Origin of the sequence: Streptomyces sp. NPDC021115 (assembly GCF_044333065.1) — a bacterium.
Classification (GTDB): domain Bacteria; phylum Actinomycetota; class Actinomycetes; order Streptomycetales; family Streptomycetaceae; genus Streptomyces.
The window spans coordinates 276,004-295,147 of the sequence record NZ_JBIRQF010000008.1 but is presented as its reverse complement, the minus strand read 5'-3'; the positions used below and the strand labels follow the sequence as shown (position 1 = coordinate 295,147).

At 70.8% G+C, this 19,144-nt stretch carries 21 protein-coding genes and 1 tRNA gene; 13 read left to right on the top strand and 9 right to left on the bottom strand.

Translation table 11 applies throughout. The annotated features are described in order from the left end of the window. Positions 1-40: 40 nt before the first annotated feature. Positions 41-169 (bottom strand): hypothetical protein, encoded by a 129-nt coding sequence (locus ACH4TL_RS25605; protein WP_398318949.1) that lies wholly within the window; start codon positions 167-169, stop codon positions 41-43. A gap of 123 nt (positions 170-292) precedes the next feature. Beyond that, positions 293-967: a phosphate signaling complex protein PhoU gene (phoU, locus tag ACH4TL_RS25600; protein ID WP_398318952.1), complete on the bottom strand. Its 675-nt coding sequence runs from the start codon at positions 965-967 to the stop codon at positions 293-295. Between the two features lie 295 nt (positions 968-1,262). Here phoU and ACH4TL_RS25595 point away from each other — a divergent pair, with 295 nt between their 5' ends. Further along, entirely contained in the window at positions 1,263-2,549 is a 1,287-nt protein-coding gene (locus tag ACH4TL_RS25595; protein ID WP_398318955.1) for a sensor histidine kinase, read from the top strand. After that, entirely contained in the window at positions 2,546-3,226 is a 681-nt protein-coding gene (locus ACH4TL_RS25590) for a response regulator transcription factor (RefSeq protein ID WP_009716928.1), read from the top strand. The genes ACH4TL_RS25595 and ACH4TL_RS25590 overlap by 4 nt, the downstream gene beginning before the upstream one ends. A 142-nt stretch (positions 3,227-3,368) precedes the next feature. On the opposite strand, the gene ACH4TL_RS25585 is transcribed toward ACH4TL_RS25590, so the two are convergent. Next, on the bottom strand, positions 3,369-4,082 hold the full coding sequence (locus ACH4TL_RS25585) for a DUF461 domain-containing protein (protein WP_398318958.1): 714 nt from the start codon (positions 4,080-4,082) through the stop codon (positions 3,369-3,371). A 576-nt stretch (positions 4,083-4,658) separates the two neighbouring features. Between ACH4TL_RS25585 and ACH4TL_RS25580 the strand changes: the two genes are divergently transcribed. The 7 genes from ACH4TL_RS25580 to ACH4TL_RS25550 all read left to right on the top strand — a co-directional run bounded on the left by ACH4TL_RS25580 (position 4,659) and on the right by ACH4TL_RS25550 (position 11,769). Beyond that, positions 4,659-5,141 (top strand): CarD family transcriptional regulator, encoded by a 483-nt coding sequence (locus ACH4TL_RS25580; protein ID WP_009716930.1) that lies wholly within the window; start codon positions 4,659-4,661, stop codon positions 5,139-5,141. Positions 5,142-5,470: 329 nt separating this feature from the next. Then, positions 5,471-6,259, top strand: coding sequence for a 2-C-methyl-D-erythritol 4-phosphate cytidylyltransferase (gene ispD, locus ACH4TL_RS25575; protein WP_398319695.1), 789 nt, complete (start codon positions 5,471-5,473; stop codon positions 6,257-6,259). After that, positions 6,249-6,752, top strand: a complete 504-nt coding sequence (gene ispF, locus ACH4TL_RS25570; RefSeq protein WP_398318961.1) for a 2-C-methyl-D-erythritol 2,4-cyclodiphosphate synthase — start codon at positions 6,249-6,251, stop codon at positions 6,750-6,752. The genes ispD and ispF overlap by 11 nt, the downstream gene beginning before the upstream one ends. A 160-nt stretch (positions 6,753-6,912) precedes the next feature. Then, positions 6,913-7,317 carry a PPOX class F420-dependent oxidoreductase gene (locus ACH4TL_RS25565; protein ID WP_398318964.1) on the top strand — a complete coding sequence of 135 codons (405 nt, stop codon included), beginning with the start codon at positions 6,913-6,915 and terminating at the stop codon, positions 7,315-7,317. 92 nt (positions 7,318-7,409) lie between these two features. Next, positions 7,410-8,807: a cysteine--tRNA ligase gene (cysS, locus tag ACH4TL_RS25560; protein ID WP_398318967.1), complete on the top strand. Its 1,398-nt coding sequence runs from the start codon at positions 7,410-7,412 to the stop codon at positions 8,805-8,807. Between the two features lie 143 nt (positions 8,808-8,950). After that, complete coding sequence (gene rlmB / locus ACH4TL_RS25555) at positions 8,951-9,904, top strand: 23S rRNA (guanosine(2251)-2'-O)-methyltransferase RlmB (protein ID WP_398318970.1); 954 nt, start codon at positions 8,951-8,953, stop codon at positions 9,902-9,904. A gap of 185 nt (positions 9,905-10,089) precedes the next feature. Next, positions 10,090-11,769 carry a DoxX family membrane protein gene (locus tag ACH4TL_RS25550; RefSeq protein ID WP_398319698.1) on the top strand — a complete coding sequence of 560 codons (1,680 nt, stop codon included), beginning with the start codon at positions 10,090-10,092 and terminating at the stop codon, positions 11,767-11,769. A gap of 94 nt (positions 11,770-11,863) precedes the next feature. Here the strand turns inward: ACH4TL_RS25550 and ACH4TL_RS25545 are convergent, their stop codons facing one another. The 3 genes from ACH4TL_RS25545 to ACH4TL_RS25535 form a co-directional block, all read right to left on the bottom strand. Further along, entirely contained in the window at positions 11,864-12,679 is an 816-nt protein-coding gene (locus ACH4TL_RS25545; RefSeq protein ID WP_398318972.1) for an NDP-sugar synthase, read from the bottom strand. Between the two features lie 64 nt (positions 12,680-12,743). Continuing rightward, on the bottom strand, positions 12,744-13,163 hold the full coding sequence (locus ACH4TL_RS25540) for a hypothetical protein (protein ID WP_398318974.1): 420 nt from the start codon (positions 13,161-13,163) through the stop codon (positions 12,744-12,746). 230 nt (positions 13,164-13,393) lie between these two features. Then, a complete protein-coding gene (locus tag ACH4TL_RS25535; RefSeq protein WP_398318976.1) occupies positions 13,394-14,530 on the bottom strand; it encodes an ABC transporter ATP-binding protein in 1,137 nt (378 codons plus the stop codon). 178 nt (positions 14,531-14,708) lie between these two features. On the opposite strand from ACH4TL_RS25535, the gene ACH4TL_RS25530 reads away from it, so the two are divergent. Together ACH4TL_RS25530 and ACH4TL_RS25525 are read left to right on the top strand one after the other, a co-directional pair. Next, a tRNA-Thr gene (locus tag ACH4TL_RS25530) sits at positions 14,709-14,781 on the top strand. A 134-nt stretch (positions 14,782-14,915) separates the two neighbouring features. Next, positions 14,916-15,458, top strand: a complete 543-nt coding sequence (locus ACH4TL_RS25525) for an NUDIX hydrolase (protein ID WP_398318979.1) — start codon at positions 14,916-14,918, stop codon at positions 15,456-15,458. Here the strand turns inward: ACH4TL_RS25525 and ACH4TL_RS25520 are convergent. Further along, the gene (locus tag ACH4TL_RS25520; RefSeq protein WP_398318982.1) at positions 15,455-15,925 is read right to left on the bottom strand and encodes a hypothetical protein; all 471 of its coding nucleotides are present in this window, start codon (positions 15,923-15,925) and stop codon (positions 15,455-15,457) included. The two genes, ACH4TL_RS25525 and ACH4TL_RS25520, sit on opposite strands and share 4 nt — an antisense overlap. A gap of 195 nt (positions 15,926-16,120) precedes the next feature. Here ACH4TL_RS25520 and ACH4TL_RS25515 point away from each other — a divergent pair, with 195 nt between their 5' ends. Further along, positions 16,121-16,672 (top strand): YncE family protein, encoded by a 552-nt coding sequence (locus ACH4TL_RS25515; RefSeq protein WP_398318985.1) that lies wholly within the window; start codon positions 16,121-16,123, stop codon positions 16,670-16,672. A 480-nt stretch (positions 16,673-17,152) separates the two neighbouring features. Here ACH4TL_RS25515 and ACH4TL_RS25510 read toward each other — a convergent pair whose 3' ends face one another. Then, on the bottom strand, positions 17,153-17,455 hold the full coding sequence (locus tag ACH4TL_RS25510; RefSeq protein ID WP_398318988.1) for a hypothetical protein: 303 nt from the start codon (positions 17,453-17,455) through the stop codon (positions 17,153-17,155). A gap of 217 nt (positions 17,456-17,672) precedes the next feature. Here ACH4TL_RS25510 and ACH4TL_RS25505 point away from each other — a divergent pair, with 217 nt between their 5' ends. Next, positions 17,673-18,308, top strand: a complete 636-nt coding sequence (locus ACH4TL_RS25505; protein WP_398425341.1) for a GNAT family N-acetyltransferase — start codon at positions 17,673-17,675, stop codon at positions 18,306-18,308. A gap of 11 nt (positions 18,309-18,319) precedes the next feature. On the opposite strand, the gene ACH4TL_RS25500 is transcribed toward ACH4TL_RS25505, so the two are convergent. Further along, positions 18,320-19,045 carry an alpha/beta fold hydrolase gene (locus tag ACH4TL_RS25500; RefSeq protein ID WP_398318994.1) on the bottom strand — a complete coding sequence of 242 codons (726 nt, stop codon included), beginning with the start codon at positions 19,043-19,045 and terminating at the stop codon, positions 18,320-18,322. Positions 19,046-19,144 lie beyond the last annotated feature (99 nt).

Here is a 19,144-nt window from a genome sequence, read left to right as displayed (position 1 = left end):
GCCCGGGACCGTTCGCCGGTCCCGGGCCCCTCTGACGCTCTCAGCCGCAGTTGCCGCCGCACGAGCAGGAGCCGCCGTTCTGGCAGCCGCAGCTGCAGCCCGGGCCGCAGCCGCAGGCGGCGACGGGGTGGGTGGGGTGGTGGGGTTCGGGACGGGTGGTGTCCGCCATGAGTCGTCTCCTCGGGAGGGATCGCCTGCTGCTCATGGTCCCGGTCCACGGCCCGCCCACAGGGGCGCATCGACGGCGCGCGGAGGCACGTCGCCGATGCGCCACCGCCCCGGACGGGGCGGCTCAGGCCTCCTGGGCGGCGTTCGAGGCCACCTCGTCCGCGTGCTCGCCGGTGACCAGGTAGATGACGCGCTTGGCGACCGACACCGCGTGGTCCGCGAACCGCTCGTAGTAGCGGCCCAGCAGGGTGACGTCGACGGCCGTCTCGATGCCGTGCTTCCAGCGGTCGTCCATCAGGTGCTGGAAGAGGGTGCGGTGCAGCAGGTCCATCGCGTCGTCGTCCTGCTCCAGCTGCGCGGCGAGGTCGATGTCCTTGGTGACGATGACCTCGGCCGCCTTCGCCATCAGCCGCTGCGCGAGCTGGCCCATCTCCAGGATGGTGGCGTGGAGGTCGCCCGGTACGGCGTTGTCCGGGAAGCGGAGCCGGGTGAGCTTGGCGACGTGCTGGGCCAGGTCGCCGGAGCGTTCGAGGTCGGCGCTCATGCGCAGGCTGGTGACGACGATCCGCAGATCGGTGGCGACCGGCTGCTGCCGGGCGAGGAGGGTTATCGCCCGGTTCTCCAGGTCGCGCTGGAGGTCGTCGACCTTCTCATCGGCGGCTATGACGCTCTCGGCGAGCTTCAGGTCCGCGTCCAGGATGGATGTGGTGGCGCGGCCGATGGCCGAACCGACGAGCCGGGCCATATCGACCAGGCCCTCCCCGATCGAATCCAGCTCCTCGTGGTACGCGTCGCGCATCACTGACCTTCTCTCACTGACTCTCGCTGACGGATCTTCGCTCTACGTGGACTCGTGTGCCCCACCCTGCCACGTTCGGCTCGGAACGCGTCCGGCTCGGCGCCCCTCGGTGAACCAGCCCGAACGTCCAGGTGAACTCTCGGCAACGTCCCCCACGCCACCCCGTGCGGCACCCGGCCGGTGGGGCGTCGGGAGTGAACCGGCGCCGTACCCCCGGTGAACTCTCGGCAACGTCTGTTCGAGAGGTCCCATGCGGGGCTGTGGGGGCCGGTCCCCGCCCGCATAACCTGGATGCATGAACGTGAACGCGGCGATCGCCGCAGTGGCGGCGCTCGCCGGGTTGTGCACCGGTGTCATCGCCATGCTGGCGTTCCGCTGGAGCGAGCGCGAACAGGCGAAGCCTACGCGCTCATCGCTGCACACCGATGCCGCCCTGCCGCCCGGCGTGGACACCGTGCTCTCGGTACTGCGTTCCTCGGCCGTCGTCCTCGATGAGGCGGACGCCGTCGTCAAGGCCAGCTCGGCCGCGTACGCACTGGGACTCGTGCGCGGCGGCAAGCTCGCCGTCGAGCCGATGCTCGGGATGGCCCGCGACACCCGGCGCGACGGCGAGATCCGGCAGATCGAGCTGGACCTGCCGCGGCGCGGCACCGGCCGGGGCGACGCCCTCGCCGTGTCCGCCAGAGTGGCCCCGCTCGGCTCCCGGCTGGTCCTGCTGCTGGTCGAGGACCTGACCGAGGCCCGCCGGATCGAGGCCGTACGGCGCGACTTCGTCGCGAACGTGAGCCATGAGCTGAAGACCCCGGTCGGCGCGCTCTCCCTGCTCTCCGAGGCCGTCATGGACGCGTCGGACGACCCGGAGGCGGTCAGCCGCTTCGCGGGCCGGATGCAGGTCGAGGCGACCCGGCTGTCCAGCCTCGTCCAGGAGCTGATCGACCTCTCCCGGGTCCAGAACGACGACCCGCTGGAGGACGCCGAGCCGGTCCGGGTGGACGAGCTGGTCGCCGAGGCCATCGACCGCTGCCGCCACCAGGCGGGTACGAAGCAGATCACGATGGCCACCGGCGGCACCGCCGACCTGCGGGTGTGGGGCAACCGCGGCCAGCTGGCCGCCGCCCTCGGCAACCTCGTCGAGAACGCGGTCAACTACAGCCCGGCCCGCACCCGCGTCGGCATCGCGGCCCGCCGCATCCCCGCGACGGGCGGCGATCTGATCGAGGTCGCCGTGACCGACCAGGGCATCGGCATCTCGGAGAAGGACCGCGAGCGGATCTTCGAGCGGTTCTACCGGGTCGACCCGGCCCGCTCGCGGCAGACGGGAGGGACCGGCCTCGGTCTCGCCATCGTCAAGCACGTGGCCGCCTCGCACGGCGGGGAGGTCACGGTGTGGAGCGCTGAGGGACAGGGCTCCACCTTCACCCTGAGGCTCCCGGAAGCCGGTGCGGCGCGGGACCGGGACCGACCGGCCGGTGGGCCGGGCGAGCCGTACGATTCCGGATCCGACCTCGATGGTGAGGACGGCGAACGACCGTACGAGACCTTCACCAACGAACAACTTTCTGCTCCGGAGGTCCTTCCGTGACCCGAGTTCTGGTCGTCGAGGACGAGGAATCGTTCAGCGACGCGCTGTCGTACATGCTCCGCAAGGAGGGATTCGAGGTCGCCATCGCGGCAACGGGGCCCGAGGGGCTCGACGAGTTCGAGCGGAACGGCGCCGATCTGGTGCTGCTCGACCTGATGCTGCCGGGGCTGCCCGGTACGGAGGTGTGCCGCCAGCTGCGCGGCCGCTCCAACGTCCCGGTGATCATGGTGACCGCCAAGGACAGCGAGATCGACAAGGTCGTCGGCCTGGAGATAGGGGCCGACGACTACGTGACCAAGCCCTTCTCGTCGCGGGAGCTGGTGGCCCGGATCAGGGCCGTACTGCGCCGCCGCGGCGAGCCGGAGGAGGTCACCCCCGCGGCCCTGGAGGCGGGCCCGGTCCGGATGGACGTGGACCGGCACGTGGTCACGGTCGGCGGCGGCAAGGTGGACCTCCCGCTGAAGGAGTTCGACCTGCTGGAGATGCTGCTGCGCAACGCGGGCCGGGTGCTGACCCGGATGCAGCTGATCGACCGCGTGTGGGGTGCGGACTACGTGGGCGACACGAAGACGCTCGACGTCCACGTCAAGCGCCTGCGAGCCAAGATCGAGCCGGACCCGGGTGCGCCGCGCTACCTGGTGACGGTGCGCGGCCTGGGCTACAAGTTCGAGCCGTAAACGGGCCCAGTACGTTCGCGTACCCCAGTACGTACGCGGCCGGGCCGTGAACCGGCCTCAGCCGTGACGGCGCGGCTCACCACGACGCGAGGGCGGCCCCGGGACTCCGGGGCCGCCCTCGCGCGTGCTCAGCGCTCAGCGCTCAGTGCTGGCCGTTCGGCGTCGGCTCGCCGGAGGCGACGCCGTTGTTCTGGCCGCTGCCCGGCTTGTTGCTCGCCGAGCCGGAGGCGGCGTCCGACGGCTTGCCGCCCGGCGTCTGGTCGCCCGGCTTCGCCGACGGGCCGCCGGAGGGCGTACCGCCGCGCGTGGCGGACGGGGCCGGGGTCGGCAGCTCGGACGGGCCCCAGCCCTTGAAGTAGCTCGTCGCGGGCACCACGAACGCCGTGATCGGCACGTTGCCGGTCGAGCTGAGGTCGAAGACGATCCGCTGGGCGTCGCCGTCCCGGGCGGCCTCGCGGCCGTCGGGGACGACGGCGGAGGCGTTGCCCGCGCCGCCGAGGGCGACGGAGCCGCCGGCCGGAACGACGATCTTGCTGGCACCCTTGGCCGCGCCCTTGGCCGGGTGCAGCTTCGCCGTCGCCTTCGCGTCGGGCAGCGTGACGGCCGTGATGGTCTCGTCCCGGTCGCCGTTGTTGAAGATCCGGGCCGTGACCACGGCCGGGCCCTTCGCCGTCCGGTCGGGCTGGGTCACCACGGTGGCGTTCTGGATCTTGATATCGCCGACGGACGTCGCGGCGTTGTCGGGCTTGACCTCCAGCGTCTGTGCGTCGTTCCCGGCTCCGCAGGCGGAGAGCGGGGCGACCGAGACCACGATGGCGGCTGCGGCGAGGGCGCCGCGTCGAAGGCTGCTGCTCACGGCGGCGGCATCTCCTAGGACGAGGTAACGAGGTAAAAGTTGGATCAGCGCGCTTAGGTTACCGATCCGCCCTTCTGCCCCCGCACCCGACCCGCCTCCCGGGGCGCCACACCCGCCCCGCACGTCCTCGGCGACGCTTCCGCGACCACCCTGAATATCGGTTCGGTGACAGATCGGGGAGATTATCGGTAAGGAATCCGTGGACGTCGGAAAAATTGATCACGGCCTTGACCACAGATGTCTCACAGGCATGATCAGTACGGCCGTGATCAATTCGGGAATCGGGGCCGGATCTGTCGCTCCTCGGCCGAACGGAGTAGCGGAAGTCCATCGACAGGACTCCGGCAAAACGGGACGTACGGCCACCCGCATGATGTTCTCAGGGCATGTATCGGACAGGTTTCAAGCCGCCCGGACAACCGCTCCCACCTGCGAATACCCGGTTCCGCCTGCCGTGCCCAGCACGTCCCGACCGCTGTTGTCAAGCCCCGAGATATGCCCTGACCTGCGAAAACGCCATTCAGAAGAAGGCGTTCACGTGTTACCCTGGATAGCCACGGAAGGGGTACCTGTCACATGACGTTCAAGGTTGGCGACACCGTGGTCTATCCCCATCACGGGGCCGCGCTGATCGAGGCCATCGAAACTCGTCAGATCAAAGGCGTGGACAAGACCTACTTGGTGCTGAAGGTTGCTCAGGGTGACCTGACGGTTCGTGTGCCGGCGGACAATGCGGAGTTCGTCGGTGTGCGTGATGTGGTCGGCCAGGACGGGCTGGACCGGGTCTTCGAGGTGCTGCGCGCACCGTATGCGGAAGAGCCCACGAACTGGTCCCGTCGCTACAAGGCAAATCTCGAGAAGCTCGCCTCCGGTGATGTGATCAAGGTTGCCGAGGTCGTGCGTGATCTGTGGCGCCGAGAGCGCGAGCGCGGTCTGTCCGCCGGCGAGAAGCGCATGCTCGCCAAGGCGCGCCAGATCCTGGTGAGCGAGCTCGCCCTCGCCGAGAGCACCAATGAGGACAAGGCCGAGGCCCTGCTGGATGAGGTACTCGCGTCCTGACACATAAATGCCGCGGTGCCCGAGTGATTCAGACCTGCTCCTCGTAAGGAAGTCTGTTCGCCGGGCGCTGCGGCATGTGCGCACACAGGGCACCTCAGCCCACCACATCGAAGCCCATGGCGCAAGACCGTTTGTGGTGTCGCTGTTTGTGCCGCACCTGTTGGTGGTGCCACCTGCTGTTGTGGTGCCACGTGCTGTGGTGATGCCTGTTGTGATGCAAGGTGTGCCGGGCCCGGGCAGCTGGCTCGACCAGTCGTCACGGAAGGGGCCGGTCGGGGCATCGCGCCCGGCACGCTGTGGCCATACCCATTTCGGCCGAGGAAGCAAACCTGAACGCCAACGCAAAGTCCGTAACCCCGTCCGCAGACGGGCCCGAGCGCCCCGCCCGCACCGCCGCTGTGATTCCCGCGGCGGGCCGCGGCGTGCGGCTGGGCCCGGGCGCCCCCAAGGCGCTGCGCCCGCTGAGCGGCACGCCGATGCTCGTACACGCCGTCCGGGCGATGGCCGGATCCCGCGCCGTCTCGCTGGTCGTCGTTGTCGCCCCGCCGGACGGGGCCGACGAGGTCCAGCGGCTGCTCGACGCGTATCCGCTCACCGGGACGACGGAGGTGGTCGTCGTCCCCGGCGGTGAGACCCGGCAGGATTCGGTGCGCCTCGGCCTGGCCGCCGTCCCCGAAAGCGTCACGACGGTGCTGGTGCACGACGCGGCGCGCCCGCTCGTCCCCGTCGACACGGTGGACGCGGTCGTCGCCGCCGTACGGGACGGGTCGCCCGCCGTCGTACCGGCCCTGCCGGTGACCGACACCGTCAAGCGGGTCGAGCCGCGCACCGGCGACCGGGCCGGTGAGCCCGAGCCTGTCGTCGGCACCCCCGAGCGCGCCCTGCTGCGCGCCGTCCAGACCCCGCAGGGCTTCGACCGGGCCACGCTCGCCGCCGCGCACGAGAAGATCGTCCTGGAGGGCGACGGCGCGACGGACGACGCGGGCATGGTGGAGCGGATGGGCGTCGAGGTCGTGGTCGTGCCCGGCCACGAGGAGGCGTTCAAGGTGACCCGGCCGCTGGATCTGGTGCTGGCCGAGGCGGTTCTCGCGCGCAGGAGGGCGAACGATGGCTTCTGAGCAGCAGTCCGTGCTGCCCCTGGTGGGCATCGGCACGGATGTGCACGCCTTCGAGCGGGGGCGCGAGCTGTGGTGCGCGGGTCTGTTGTGGGAGAGCGCGGAGGGTGACGAGTACGGCCTGGCCGGGCACTCCGACGGTGACGTGGCCGCGCACGCCGCCTGCGACGCGCTGTTCTCGGCCGCGGGCCTCGGCGACCTCGGCGCCCACTTCGGCACCGACCGCCCCGAGTGGTCCGGCGCGTCCGGGGTGACGCTGCTGGCGGAGGCGGCCCGGATCGTGCGGGCGGCGGGCTTCGAGATCGGCAATGTGGCGATCCAGGTGATCGGTGTCCGCCCGAAGATCGGCAAGCGCCGCGACGAGGCGGTGAAGGCGCTCTCGTCAGCGGTCGACGCGCCGGTCTCGGTGTCCGGTACGACGACGGACGGGCTGGGGCTGACCGGCCGGGCCGAGGGGCTGGCGGCGGTGGCGACCGCGCTGGTGGTCCGGCGCTGATTCTCGGCGCGGACTCTCCGCCGTACGGGCCGTTCCGCGCCCGGAAGCGAGGGCCCCTGACGGTGTGTGGGGTACGGATCGGGTAACCCGTATCCGTACCCCGTCCGTACCACTGCCCAGCTCAGCGCAGGAAAGCTGGCGTGAGGAAAGGAAGCACCCCGTGGCCACCACCCTCTCCGACGACCTCAAGCGCGTCCTCGACACCCGGGTCTTCGTCATCGTCGGCACCACCCAGCCCGACGGCAGCCCTCAGCTGTCACCGGTGTGGGTGAAGCGCGACGGTGACGAGCTGCTGTTCTCGACCACCATGGGGCGTCGGAAGCAGAAGAACATCGACCGCGACCCCCGCGTCACGGTCCTCGTGCAGCCCGCGGACGCGCCGTACACGTACGCCGAGATCCGCGGCACGGCGAGCTACACCACCGAGGGCGGCCAGGCGCTGATCGACGACCTGTCGCAGAAGTACGCGGGCAAGAAGTACGCCGACTTCAACCCGGCCTCCGCCCAGGACGACGAGCGCATCGTCGTGCGGATCACGCCCCGCAAGGTCGTCGGCAGCCTCTGAGGGCCACCCCGGGCCGGGTGGAGTGTCACGCTTCTGTGTCCCCGCGGCCGACGGGTCGCGGGGCACTGCCGGGTTCCGACTACCCTTGACGCGTGACTATTCGCCTGTACGACACCGGTGCCCGGCAGATCCGTGACTTCTCCCCGCTCGCGCCGGGCTGTGTCTCGATCTACCTGTGCGGCGCGACCGTGCAGGCTGCCCCGCACATCGGGCACATCAGGTCGGGCCTCAACTTCGACATCATGCGCCGCTGGTTCGCACACCGCGGCTATGACGTCACGTTTGTCCGTAATGTCACGGACATCGACGACAAGATCATCGCCAAGTCGGCCGAGCAGGGCCGCCCGTGGTGGTCGATCGGCTACGCGAACGAGCGCGCGTTCACCAGCGCGTACGACGTCCTCGGCTGCCTGCCCCCGACCTACGAGCCGCGGGCGACCGGTCACATCCCCGAGATGATCGAGATGATGCGGGGCCTGATCGACCGTGGCCACGCGTACGCGGCCGAGGGCAACGTCTACTTCGATGTGCGCTCGTACCCCGAGTACCTCCGGCTCTCCAACCAGGACCTCGACGGGCTGCGCCAGCCCAGCGGCGAGGGCGAGACCGGCAAGCGCGATCCGCGCGACTTCGCCATGTGGAAGGCGGCCAAGCCCGGCGAGCCCAGCTGGGAGACCCCGTGGGGGCCCGGCCGCCCCGGCTGGCACCTGGAGTGCTCGGCGATGGCGCACAAGTACCTGGGCAGCGCCTTCGACATCCACGGCGGCGGCGTCGACCTGATCTTCCCGCACCATGAGAACGAGATCGCGCAGGCCAAGGGGTTCGGCGACGACTTCGCCACGTACTGGGTGCACAACGCGTGGGTCACCATGAGCGGCGAGAAGATGAGCAAGTCGCTCGGCAACTCCGTGCTGGTCTCCGAGATGGTCAAGCGCTGGCGCCCCATCGTGCTCCGCTACTACCTGGGCACCCCGCACTACCGCTCCATGATCGAGTACAGCGAGGAGGCGCTGCGCGAGGCGGAGTCCGCCTTCGCGCGCATCGAGGGCTTCATCCAGCGGGTCGTGGAGAAGGCGGGGACCGTCGAGCCCGCGGCCGATGTGCCGCCCGCGTTCGCGGAGGCGATGGACGACGACCTCGGGGTGCCGCAGGCGCTCGCGATCGTCCACACCACCGTCCGCCAGGGCAACTCCGCCCTCACCGCCGACGACAAGGATGCGGCGGTCGCGCGGCTGGCCGAGGTGCGGGCCATGCTTGGCGTGCTGGGCCTGGACCCGCTCGACGAGCACTGGTCGGGCGGCGCTGACCGCGGCGAGGATCTGCACGGCGTGGTCGACTCGCTCGTCCGGCTGGTCCTGGAGCAGCGGCAGGCCGCGCGCAGCCGCAAGGACTACGCGACGGCGGACGCGATCCGCGACCAGCTCCAGCAGTCGGGGCTGGTCATCGAGGACACCCCGTCCGGGCCGCGCTGGGAGCTGGGCACCCGCTGACCTCCCACGTTGTGCCGCCCGCCGAGCCGGGCGGCACACTGGTGACCGTACATACGACCGTAGAGGCGTGTGACGTTCGACGTTTTCCGTTGCCGTTGCCGTTTGCCGAGCAGCGCTGAGCAGTGAAGAGACAGGTGACATTCATGGCCGGCAACAGCCAGCGCAGGAACCGCCGTACCAGTAACAAGAAGGGCGCGACGGTCGGCAGCGGCGGCAAGCGGCGCCGGGGTCTGGAGGGCAAGGGCCCCACCCCGCCCGCCGAGGCGCGCAAGGGACACGCCAAGCAGCGCATCGCCAACGCCCGCGCCCGGCAGACCGCCAAGCGCCCGGCCCCGCGCCGCGGCGGCGGCAAGGGCACGAACGAGCTGGTGGTGGGCCGTAACCCGGTGGTCGAGGCGCTGCGCGAGGGCGTCCCGGCGAACACGCTGTACGTGCAGCAGTTCATCGACAGCGACGACCGGGTGCGCGAGGCGCTGAAGATCGCGGCCGACCGCGGCGGCATCCACCTCATGGAGGCGCCGAAGGCCGAGCTGGACCGGATGACGAACGGCCTCAACCACCAGGGCCTGGTGCTCCAGGTCCCGCCGTACGAGTACGCCCACCCCGAGGACCTGAGCGCGGCCGCCTTCGACGAGGGCGAGGACCCGCTGATCGTCGCCCTCGACGGCGTCACCGACCCGCGCAACCTGGGCGCCGTGGTGCGGTCCGTCTCCGCGTTCGGCGGCCACGGCGTGGTCGTACCGGAGCGGCGCGCGGCCGGGATGACCGCCGGCGCCTGGAAGACCTCCGCGGGCACCGCCGCCCGCACCCCGGTGGCGCGCGCCACCAATCTGACCCGGGCGCTGGAGTCGTACCAGAAGGCCGGTCTCACGGTCGTCGGCCTCGCGGCGGACGGCGAGACGGAGCTCCAGGACCTGGAGGCGCTGGACGGTCCGGTCGTGATCGTCGTCGGCAGCGAGGGCAAGGGCCTGTCCCGACTGGTCGGCGAGACCTGCGACTTCCGGGTCCGCATCCCGATGCCGGGCGGCGCGGAGTCGCTCAACGCGGGTGTCGCGGCGGGCGTGGTGCTGTACGAGGCGGCGCGCCGCCGGTCCTGACGCGACGGCCGTACCCCGTCCCGCGCGGCGCGGGGGGCGGGGTACGCATAGGGGTACGGACTGGCATGCGTACCCGTCCCGGACGATCTTGACGGTCCCCCGACAGATCACACCGTCCCCGGCAGTGTCTTTCCCGCCGGTCACTCGGTTAGTTGAGCGTGGAGACCAGAAAATTCCGCACGCCCATGGCGGGCGGCGCGCGGGGATTCGAGGACGAACCGCAGCTGACCATGGCCAAGGTGCCGTGCGATCCTGCGAAGGTCGCCGTCAATCCCCCCAGCTTCCGGGTGCAGCTCGCCTCCCCGGTCGTGAGCGGCGCGCTCGCGGACACGGCCCGGCTCGCCGGTATCGGGACCGGGGCCGCGCCCCGGCGCCGCCCGCCCGTGGTGTGGAGCGGCCGCACCCGCCCCGGCGGGGACACGGCGGCGACCCGACTGCTCCAGGCCGTGCGGTACTCCGAAACCGTGGACGGCCCCGGCTCCGGGCCCGGCTCCGAGGACGTCGGCACCACGCAGGTGCTGCCGCGGGTCACCCTCGACGACGGCCGGCCCACGGTCGCCGGGCCGCCCAGCGTCATCGGGCCGCGCAACCCGCACCGGCGGGGCCCGTCGCCGGAGGCCGGGCGTCCGCCGCGGCCGCGGGAGTCGGACGCCACCCACCACACCGGCCCGACGCCCCGCGTCCCCCGGCCCCATGCGCCCCATCAGACCCGGCAGATGCCCCAGACCCCGCGGGTCCCGCAGACCCACCGGGCTCCGACGCCCCAGGTCCCGCGCCCGCGGCGCCCCTCCGACCAGGTGCGGCACGCGTATTACCCCGACCGCCGGATGAACCTGGGCGTCGTCCTCCTCCCGCTCCGGATCTTCCTCGGCTTCATCTCCGTCTACGCGGGCATGGGCAAGCTCTCCGACCCCGTCTACTTCGACGGCGGCGAGCGCGGCTCGATGGTCACCTGGCTCCAGTCCCTGCACCCCTGGCCGATCGCCGAACCGCTGCGCGACCTCGCCCTGGAACACCCGGTGGGCGCCGGGCTGACCGTGGCGTTCCTCCAGATCGTCGTCGGCGTGCTCACCGTCCTCGGGCTGTGGCAGCGGCTCGCGGCCTGCGTCGGCGCGGTGCTGTCCGCCGCGCTGATCCTCACGGTGAGCTGGCGCACCGTACCGGTCTACGACGCGCCCGACATCATCTACCTCGCCGCCTGGAGCCCGTTGATCATCGCGGGCGCCCCCGTGTACTCGGCCGACGCCCGCCTCGCGGGCGAGGCCTGGCGGCGGCTCGGCCCGCGCGTCGAACTGTGGGCGCTGCGGCGGCGGGTGCTGCGCCGCGGCACCGTCATGGCGATGGTGGTGGCCGGGCTCACCCTGCTGCTCGGTTCGATGATCGGCGGCGCCGTACGGTCCTCGGAGACGGTCCGGGCGCCCGAGCCGCGCGAGGTGCCGAGGAACAGCCTCCCCGGTTCGCCGCTGCCCCGGAAGTCCGGGACCAGCCCGCGCGGCGGGGTGGGCGGCACGGTGGAGACGCCCGGATCGCCGTCGCCCCGCACCCCGTTGGGCCGTCGGACCCCCTCCGCCTCGCCGTCGGCGTCCGCCACCTCGGACCGGCCCAGCGCGACGGGTTCGGCGAGCGGCACCGGCGCCCCCGGCCAGGCGCGTCGCGGCCACCGTACGGCGCCCCGTACGCCGGGCCGCCCCGAGGCCCCGATGACACCACCGGACACGCCCGCCCTCGGCGGCACGGGCGGCGCGAACCTGGGCGGCACGAGCGGGGAGGGCGGCGGCACGGGCGGCGGCGCCCCGGCGGCCGAGTCCTACGACCAGGGCGAACCGGCGCAGGAGGAGGCCGCGTTGGGCGGCCTCCTGGGCTGAGGGCGCCCGCTCCGTACGTACGCGCGTACGCGCAAGAGCCCTCCGCGCGCTGCCATCGCGGCGCGTGCGGAGGGCTCTTACCCGTACGGGGGGCTCAATCGTGCAGGGGGCGCACCGGCGTTGACTCCAGTGAGCCGCGACCGGACGGCGGGGGGCCCGCGGAGAGTTCCTTGGCGGCCTCGGTGAGGTCCTTGGCGGTGTCGATGGCCCGCCAGTACGCCCCGTGGGGCAGCGGAAACCCGGCCAGCCGCCGCTCCCGGGCGAGCCGCGGGAACGTCGTACGCTCATGGTCGCCGCGTCCCGGCAGCATCGCCGTGAAGGTGGCGGAGAAGACGTACACGCCCGCGTTGATGAGGTACGGGGAGGGCGGCGACTCGATGAAGTCGAGGACGTGACCGAACTCGTCCGTCTCCACCGCCCCCCAGGGGATGCGCGGCCGGGCCAGCGCGAGCGTCGCGACGGCGTCGCGTTCATGGTGGAAGTCGGCCATCTCCCGCAGCGAGAAGCGGGTCCAGATGTCGCCGTTGGTGGCGTACCAGGGCTGATCGGGGTGGGGGAGCCGGGCGGCGGCGAACTTCAGGCCACCGCCGCGGCCGAGCGGTTCCTTCTCCACGACGGTCGTCACGCGCAGCGGCAGTTCGGCCGACTCCAGCCAGTCCTGGAGGACGGCGGCGAGATGGCCGCAGGAGACGACCGCGTCGGTGACCCCCTCGGCGGCCAGCCAGGCCAGCTGATGGCCGATGATCGGGGTCCCGGTGCCCGGGATCTCGACCATCGGCTTGGGGCGGTCGTCGGTGTACGGACGCAGCCGCGAGCCCTGGCCCCCGGCCAGGACGACGGCCTGCGTGGGGCGCGGGGCGTGCGGGTGGTGAGAGTGGTGCGGCCCGGGCCTGTCGAGGTCATCGGTCATGGGTCGCACCATATGCGGTGGCGCGGTGACCGCAGCGGGACCCGATGCCGGAGCCGGGGCGCGGTCAGCGGTACGCCTGGGTGATCCCGGACGCGAACGAGGTGTCGCAGACGGGACGGGCGAAGCCCTGGGCCCGGTTCGTACCGCCGTACTTGGCGACCGCGGCGCGGCCGAGCGCACGGGCGATGTCCGCGCAGTGCCGGGCCAGCGAGGGCCGCTCGTTCGTGGCGGCCTGGAGGTGGGTGAGGGCCACCCCCGGGTCCTTCTCCTGCAACTCCGCGAGCAGCCGGTCGCGCAGCAGCTCGTGCGGCGCGCGGTGGACGGCGCGGGTGGAGGCGCGGTCGGAGGAGGCGGTGAGGATCTGCGACTCGGCGCTCGGCGAGGCCCACGGGACGCGGGTGACGGCGAGCGTTCCGGAGAGGACGAGCACGACGGGGAGGACGAGCGCGAGGGTTCTGCCGATACGGCGGGCTGCGGTGTTCACGGGAGGGATCGTAGCGAGGAGCGATGATTTGGCGACATTGAGTCACCATGCCGGGTGATGGAAACCCGTTTCTGCGTGTGGGTGTGTTGACGAACAGGATCGAAAAGTCCGCAATGTCGGGGAATTTATCGACAACACCACAACGCCGCTGTCGTGGTTCCCCACGAGAAAGGCGCCGCCGCCGCGATGCGGCAGACGACGCCTCCCCTCAAACCCTGATCTCAGCGATGTCAGTCGCTGAGCCGCTCCCCGGTGGAGGTGGAGAACACGTGGGCCTCGCCCGGCTGCGGCACGACGTGCAGCTGCGCGCCCTTCTCCGGCACCTGGCGGCTGCCGACCCGGATGACCAGGTCCTTGCTCTCGCCGCCGACCTCGGCCGAACCGAAGACGTACGCGTCCGCGCCCGTCTCCTCGACGACGTTGACGGTGATCGCGAGACCGGCCGGGGCGTCGTCGGCCGCCTTCGACAGCGACTTCGCCGCCGCGCCGTTGCCCTCCACCACGTCGAAGTGCTCGGGCCGGACACCCACGGTGACCGTACGGTCGCCCTTGTCCGCCGCGGCGGCCAGCGCCTCGCGGTTCACCGGCACCACGCTGTTGCCGAACTTCACGCCGCCGTCGGTGATCGGCACCTCGACCAGGTTCATCGCGGGCGACCCGATGAAGCCCGCCACGAAGAGGTTCGCGGGCCGGTCGTACATGTTGCGCGGGGTGTCGACCTGCTGGAGCAGCCCGTCCTTGAGGACGGCCACCCGGTCGCCCATGGTCATGGCCTCGACCTGGTCGTGGGTGACGTACACCGTCGTGATCCCGAGCCGCCGCTGGAGGCTCGCGATCTGCGTACGGGTCTGCACGCGCAGCTTCGCGTCGAGGTTCGACAGCGGCTCGTCCATCAGGAACACCTGCGGCTCCCGCACGATGGCCCGCCCCATCGCCACCCGCTGCCGCTGACCACCGGACAGCGCCTTCGGCTTGCGCTCCAGGTACTCGGTGAGGTCGAGGATCTTCGCCGCGTCCTCGACCTTCTGCCGGATCTCGGTCTTGTTGACCCCGGCGATCTTGAGCGCGAAGCCCATGTTCTGCGCGACGGTCATGTGCGGGTACAGCGCGTAGTTCTGGAACACCATGGCGATGTCCCGGTCCTTCGGCGGCAGGTGCGTCACGTCGCGGTCGCCGATCCGGATCGCCCCGCCGTTGACGTCCTCCAGCCCCGCGAGCATCCGCAGCGACGTGGACTTCCCACAGCCCGAGGGGCCGACCAGAACGAGGAATTCGCCGTCTTCGATGCCGATGTCGAGCTGATCGACGGCGGGCTTTTCGGTGCCCGGGTAGATCCGGGTCGCCTTGTCATACGTGACCGTGGCCATGGTGATCTGGTCCCTTCACCGGCAGGAACGTGCCGGACGATCCGAGTAAAGGTAGGGGTCTAGTCCACTGCAGGTGGATTGGCGTGACGCTATACCGCCCACCCCCACCCTGTCTCTACTCCGGACACGAGAATTTTCGAACGGAGCACCCCGGTGTGGTGGGTACACTGCTGGGGACGCCGACTTAGCTCAGCTGGTAGAGCACCGCTCTTGTAAAGCGAAGGTCGTCGGTTCGAACCCGACAGTCGGCTCTGTGCGCGAGCTGCGAGAACGCCCCGGACGGTCTGCCGTCCGGGGCTTCTGACATCTCCGGCTGACATCGATCACCGTGAGTGCTGCGGCGGTGACATGCTGAGCCCTGTGCTGGCGATAGAGGGGTGGGCTCATGCGGTGGACCGTCCATGGTGAGCGGCAGATCTACAGCAACCCGTGGGTGAACCTGTGGCTCGTGGACGTCCAGCAGCCCGATGGGCGCCGCTGGGAGCACCACGTGGTGCGGATGCGGCACCTGGCCGTCGCCGCAGTGGTCGATGAGCAGAAGCGGGTGCTGATGATGTGGCGGCATCGCTTCGTCACCGACACCTGGGGCTGGGAGCTGCCCATGGGTCTCATCGAGCCCGACGAGACCCCGGAGCAGGCCGCCGCGCGTGAGGTCGAGGAGGAGACGGGCTGGCGGGTGGAGGCGGTCAAGCCTCTGGTGTACGCCCAGCCCGCGAACGGCATCACCGACTCCGAGCACCACGTCTTCCGCGCCGACGGCGCCACGTACGCCGGTCCGCCGACCGAGCAGAACGAGTCGGACCGCATCGAGTGGATCCCGCTCGCGGAGATCCGCGGGATGATCGACCGCCGCGAGATCGTCAGCAGCGGCAGCCTGGTCGGCCTGCTGTACCTGCTCCTGGACGAGGCCACCAGGCCCACTGCCTAGCGCAGCACCTCACGCATGCGCTGCTCGAACCTGATCACCGGTGCTTCGCGCGAGTACGGAGTCAGCCGACGGTGGAACTCGTGGATGTGCCCCACGACGCGGGGTGAGTCGATGACGGCGGTGAGGTCGAGCGCGATCCCCGCGCTGTCGCAGGCGCCGGCGAGTTTGCCCTGCTCGAGCTGAGCGCTGGCCAGCCAGAAGGCATGAAGCGCCCGACCGCGCTGCCGGGACGCCGTCTCACGACGCAGCCCCTCGGCGATCAGAGGCTCCGCCTGCTGTGCCTCGCCGAGCCGGGCCAAGGCGATACCCGCGTCAACGAGAAGCTTGGCCTCGTCGAAGTAGCGAACCCAGGAGGGGGCTTCGTCTTCTCGACCCCGCGCGAGCTCATACGCGTCGCGGGAGCGGCTGATGGCCCCATGGCAGGCGGAGGCATCGCGACTTCTCGCCAGAACGCGGAATATTGTCATTTGTTTCGATTGTCGCAGTTCGCGGTTCTTCTGATCCCCAGAGCATCCCCGTGCGCTGTTGGGGTCGCAGGGCCGTGGCGCCGTTCCAAGGAGAAAGCGATGCATCTAGCCGACCCGACCGACCCGACAGGTGTACCTGCACGGCGTGGTCCGAGGCTGAGAGGGAGCGGGACCTGGGCGTGGCTGCGGGCGTGCGTGGCGGGGCTGGCCGTGCTGGCGGGACTGGCCCTGCCGACCGTTTCCTCATCCCCTGCCTGGGCCGTCCCCTCCCCTGACGCGTACGTCAGCAACTTCAACTCGAACGACGTGTCGGTGATCGATACCGCGACCAACGCCGTCGTGGCCACCATCCCCGTCGGCAATGGCCCAGAGGGCATCGCGATCACCCCGGACGGCAAGCGGGTATACGTCGCCAACCGCGGCGCGAACAGCGTGTCGGTGATCGGTACCGCCACCAATACCGTCGTCGCCACCGTTCCCGTCGGCACCGCCCCGGGCGGCGTCGCGATCACGCCGAACGGTCGGCGTGCCTACGTCACCAACTTCACCTCGAACAGTGTGTCGGTGATCTATACGGTCACCAACGCCGTCGTCGGCAACCCCATCCCCGTCGGCAGCGGCCCGGTCAATATCGACATCACTCCGGGGAAGGGCAAGCCCCACAAGCCGAATAAGCACCATAAGCCGCACAAGCACCACAAGACCCACAAGCCCGAGAAACTGAAGAAGCCCGGCCACCACGGATGACGGCAAGGAAGGTCCTGCTCGGGCGGCTGACGAAGGTCGTCGGTTGTAGCTGACCCGCTCGAATGCCCCGGACGGTGTCCTGTCCGGGGCATTCGAGCGGGTTACCCCTGGTAGCTGATGCCTCGCGCCCTCCAGGACCGATTCGCGCGGGACGTTCTTGGCCGGGCGCGGCGTTCTTTCGTCGGAACGCACCAGCAGGTGCAGTGCCCGCAGCGGGTTCGTACCGTCTGCCGCCAGGTATCCGGCCGGGTATCCGGTGAGTGCCCGGCCCCGTGGGGTGCGGAAGCGAATTAGATTCCTCTTTTCGGGGCTTTGGCACGCCTGGGCTCGGCGAATGACCTTGGTGTGGGAACAGGTGATCGTTCACTCGGTGGATCCGGTGGCCTTGGGGCAGTAGTGGGCCGAGGCTCTTGGTTGGGTTGTGGTGCACTCCTCCGAGGCCGACGGCATCAGTGAGAACTGAGGGGTGGGGGCGGTCGGTCACGCGCCTGCTCGGGTGAGGGACCAGCAGGCCCACACGATCACGGCCAGCGGCGCCACGATCGCCACCGCACCGAGCGTGATGCCGGTCCAGGCCCGGCGGCGGTAGGCCGCTTCGTCGCCCCGCGTTTCCCGCAGGGTGATGGTGCCCGAGACGACCGCGCAGATCCCGAGGGGCAGGAAGAGCGCGAAGAGCATGGATCGGGTCTGCTGCGAAGCGCCGGATGGCAGCAGCCAGGGGCAGGCGACCGCCGCGAGGGCGGCGGCGCCCAGTACCGATGACGTCGTGCCTGTCATCTTCATGGCTTCAGATCCCCCTTGAGCGGCCGGGCTTGGTCCTCGGCAGATGTGGTGGAGGTTAGACAGCGGTGGGGTGCTCCACCTGAGCACGGCTACTCAGATCGGCTGAGTGGACGGAGCGGCCCGCTGGCCCGCGCCCCCGTAAAGCAGGTGCCCTCGGTCGAGGGGCGGCGTAATGTGTGCTCCTGGTTATTGGCTATTACCTGCTGGGGAGGGCCCGATGGTCGCGGACATGGTCAGGATCTGGGTGGCGGGGTGGGCTGTGTCCCGGGGGACTCCTCCGCCGGTCGAGAAGCCCTGGGGGTTCTACGTCGAGGTGGCCGACAGCGACCACGCGGTGGGGCACCATGTTCTGCCCGAGACCGAGGAGGCGTTGGTGCGCCGCGCGGCGCGTTCGGTGTCGGTGCCGCGGACGTGGCTCAAGATGCCCGCGGAGCCGGGGGAGGTCGAGCCTTGGCTGTCCGGCGGGTGGGTGGTGGCCTGGGAGGAGACCGGGCATTTGATGGCCGTCGATCTGGTGGCCACGCGCCCGGTCGCGCCCGAGGGGTACACCGCGATCGCGGAGACCACTGGAGCCGTCACGTATCTGCGGGTGCTGGACGCGGCGGGTGAGCTGGCGGCCAAGGGGCAGATGACGGTCCTTGGGGAGGCCGTGGTCGTGGACAAGGTGCTGACCGACGAAGCCCACCGGCGGCGCGGGCTGGGCCGGTTCGTGATGCGTACGCTCGCCGACCGCGCCCTGGACGGGGGCGCGGTCCTGGGCGTGCTCGGCGCGTCCGACGACGGGCGTGCGCTGTACGAGACGCTGGGGTGGAAGAAGCACGCGACGTTGGCGGAGTGCGTCTACCGGGGTTGAGGGCGGGGGCGTCAGCCGAGCCGCAGCAGCAGGGCGGCGAGTTCGAGCGGCGTGGTGATCATGCAGTCGTGGCCGGTCGGCAGCTCCCATACCTGGGCCGGGGTGCCGTTGGGCTGGGTCGGGGGCACGGGGCGGCGGGTGGGGCCTCCCGCTTCACCGGCTACGCAGTGGATGTGCGTCCGGGGGATCGCCTGCACGGCCGGGTGGTCCAGGTGGACCGGTTGCTGGAGGCAGCGCACCGGCTGGTCCGACAGCATCGTACGCAGCCACGCCACGTCCGCCGGGTCGGTAACGCCGAACAGGCCGGCGGGCGGGGGCAGTTCGGGGAAGGGCGGGATGCGCCAGCCGCTGTCGGACTGCGCTGCGAGGTCGATGAGGCTCTGGGTCACGGGCATGATGTCGGCCGCGGTCTCGCCGTGCTCCGGGACCATCGCGTCGAGGTAGACGAGATGTCCGATCCGGTCCGGGATCTGGTTGGCGGCGGAGGAGATGACCAGACCGGCGTAGCTGTGGCCGACGAGTATCACCTCGGTGAGGTCTTGTTCGGTGATCAGCTCGACGATGTCGGTGACGTGGGTGTCGAGCCCCACGTCGGGGCCGAGCAGATGCGCCTTGTCGCCGTAGCCGGTCAGGGATGGGGTGAGGACTCGGTGTCCGGCGGATGTCAGCGATGGGACTACCCGTTCCCAGCATCGGCCGCTGTGCCAGGCGCCGTGGACCAGCAGATACGTTGACATGAGGGTGCTCCTTGTCGGGGTGGTGAGGAGGAGTGGCGGTGTCACGGTGCCGTCCGGGCTCCGGGGCGGGCCAGGGCTCCCGTGGTCCTGGGGGTGACA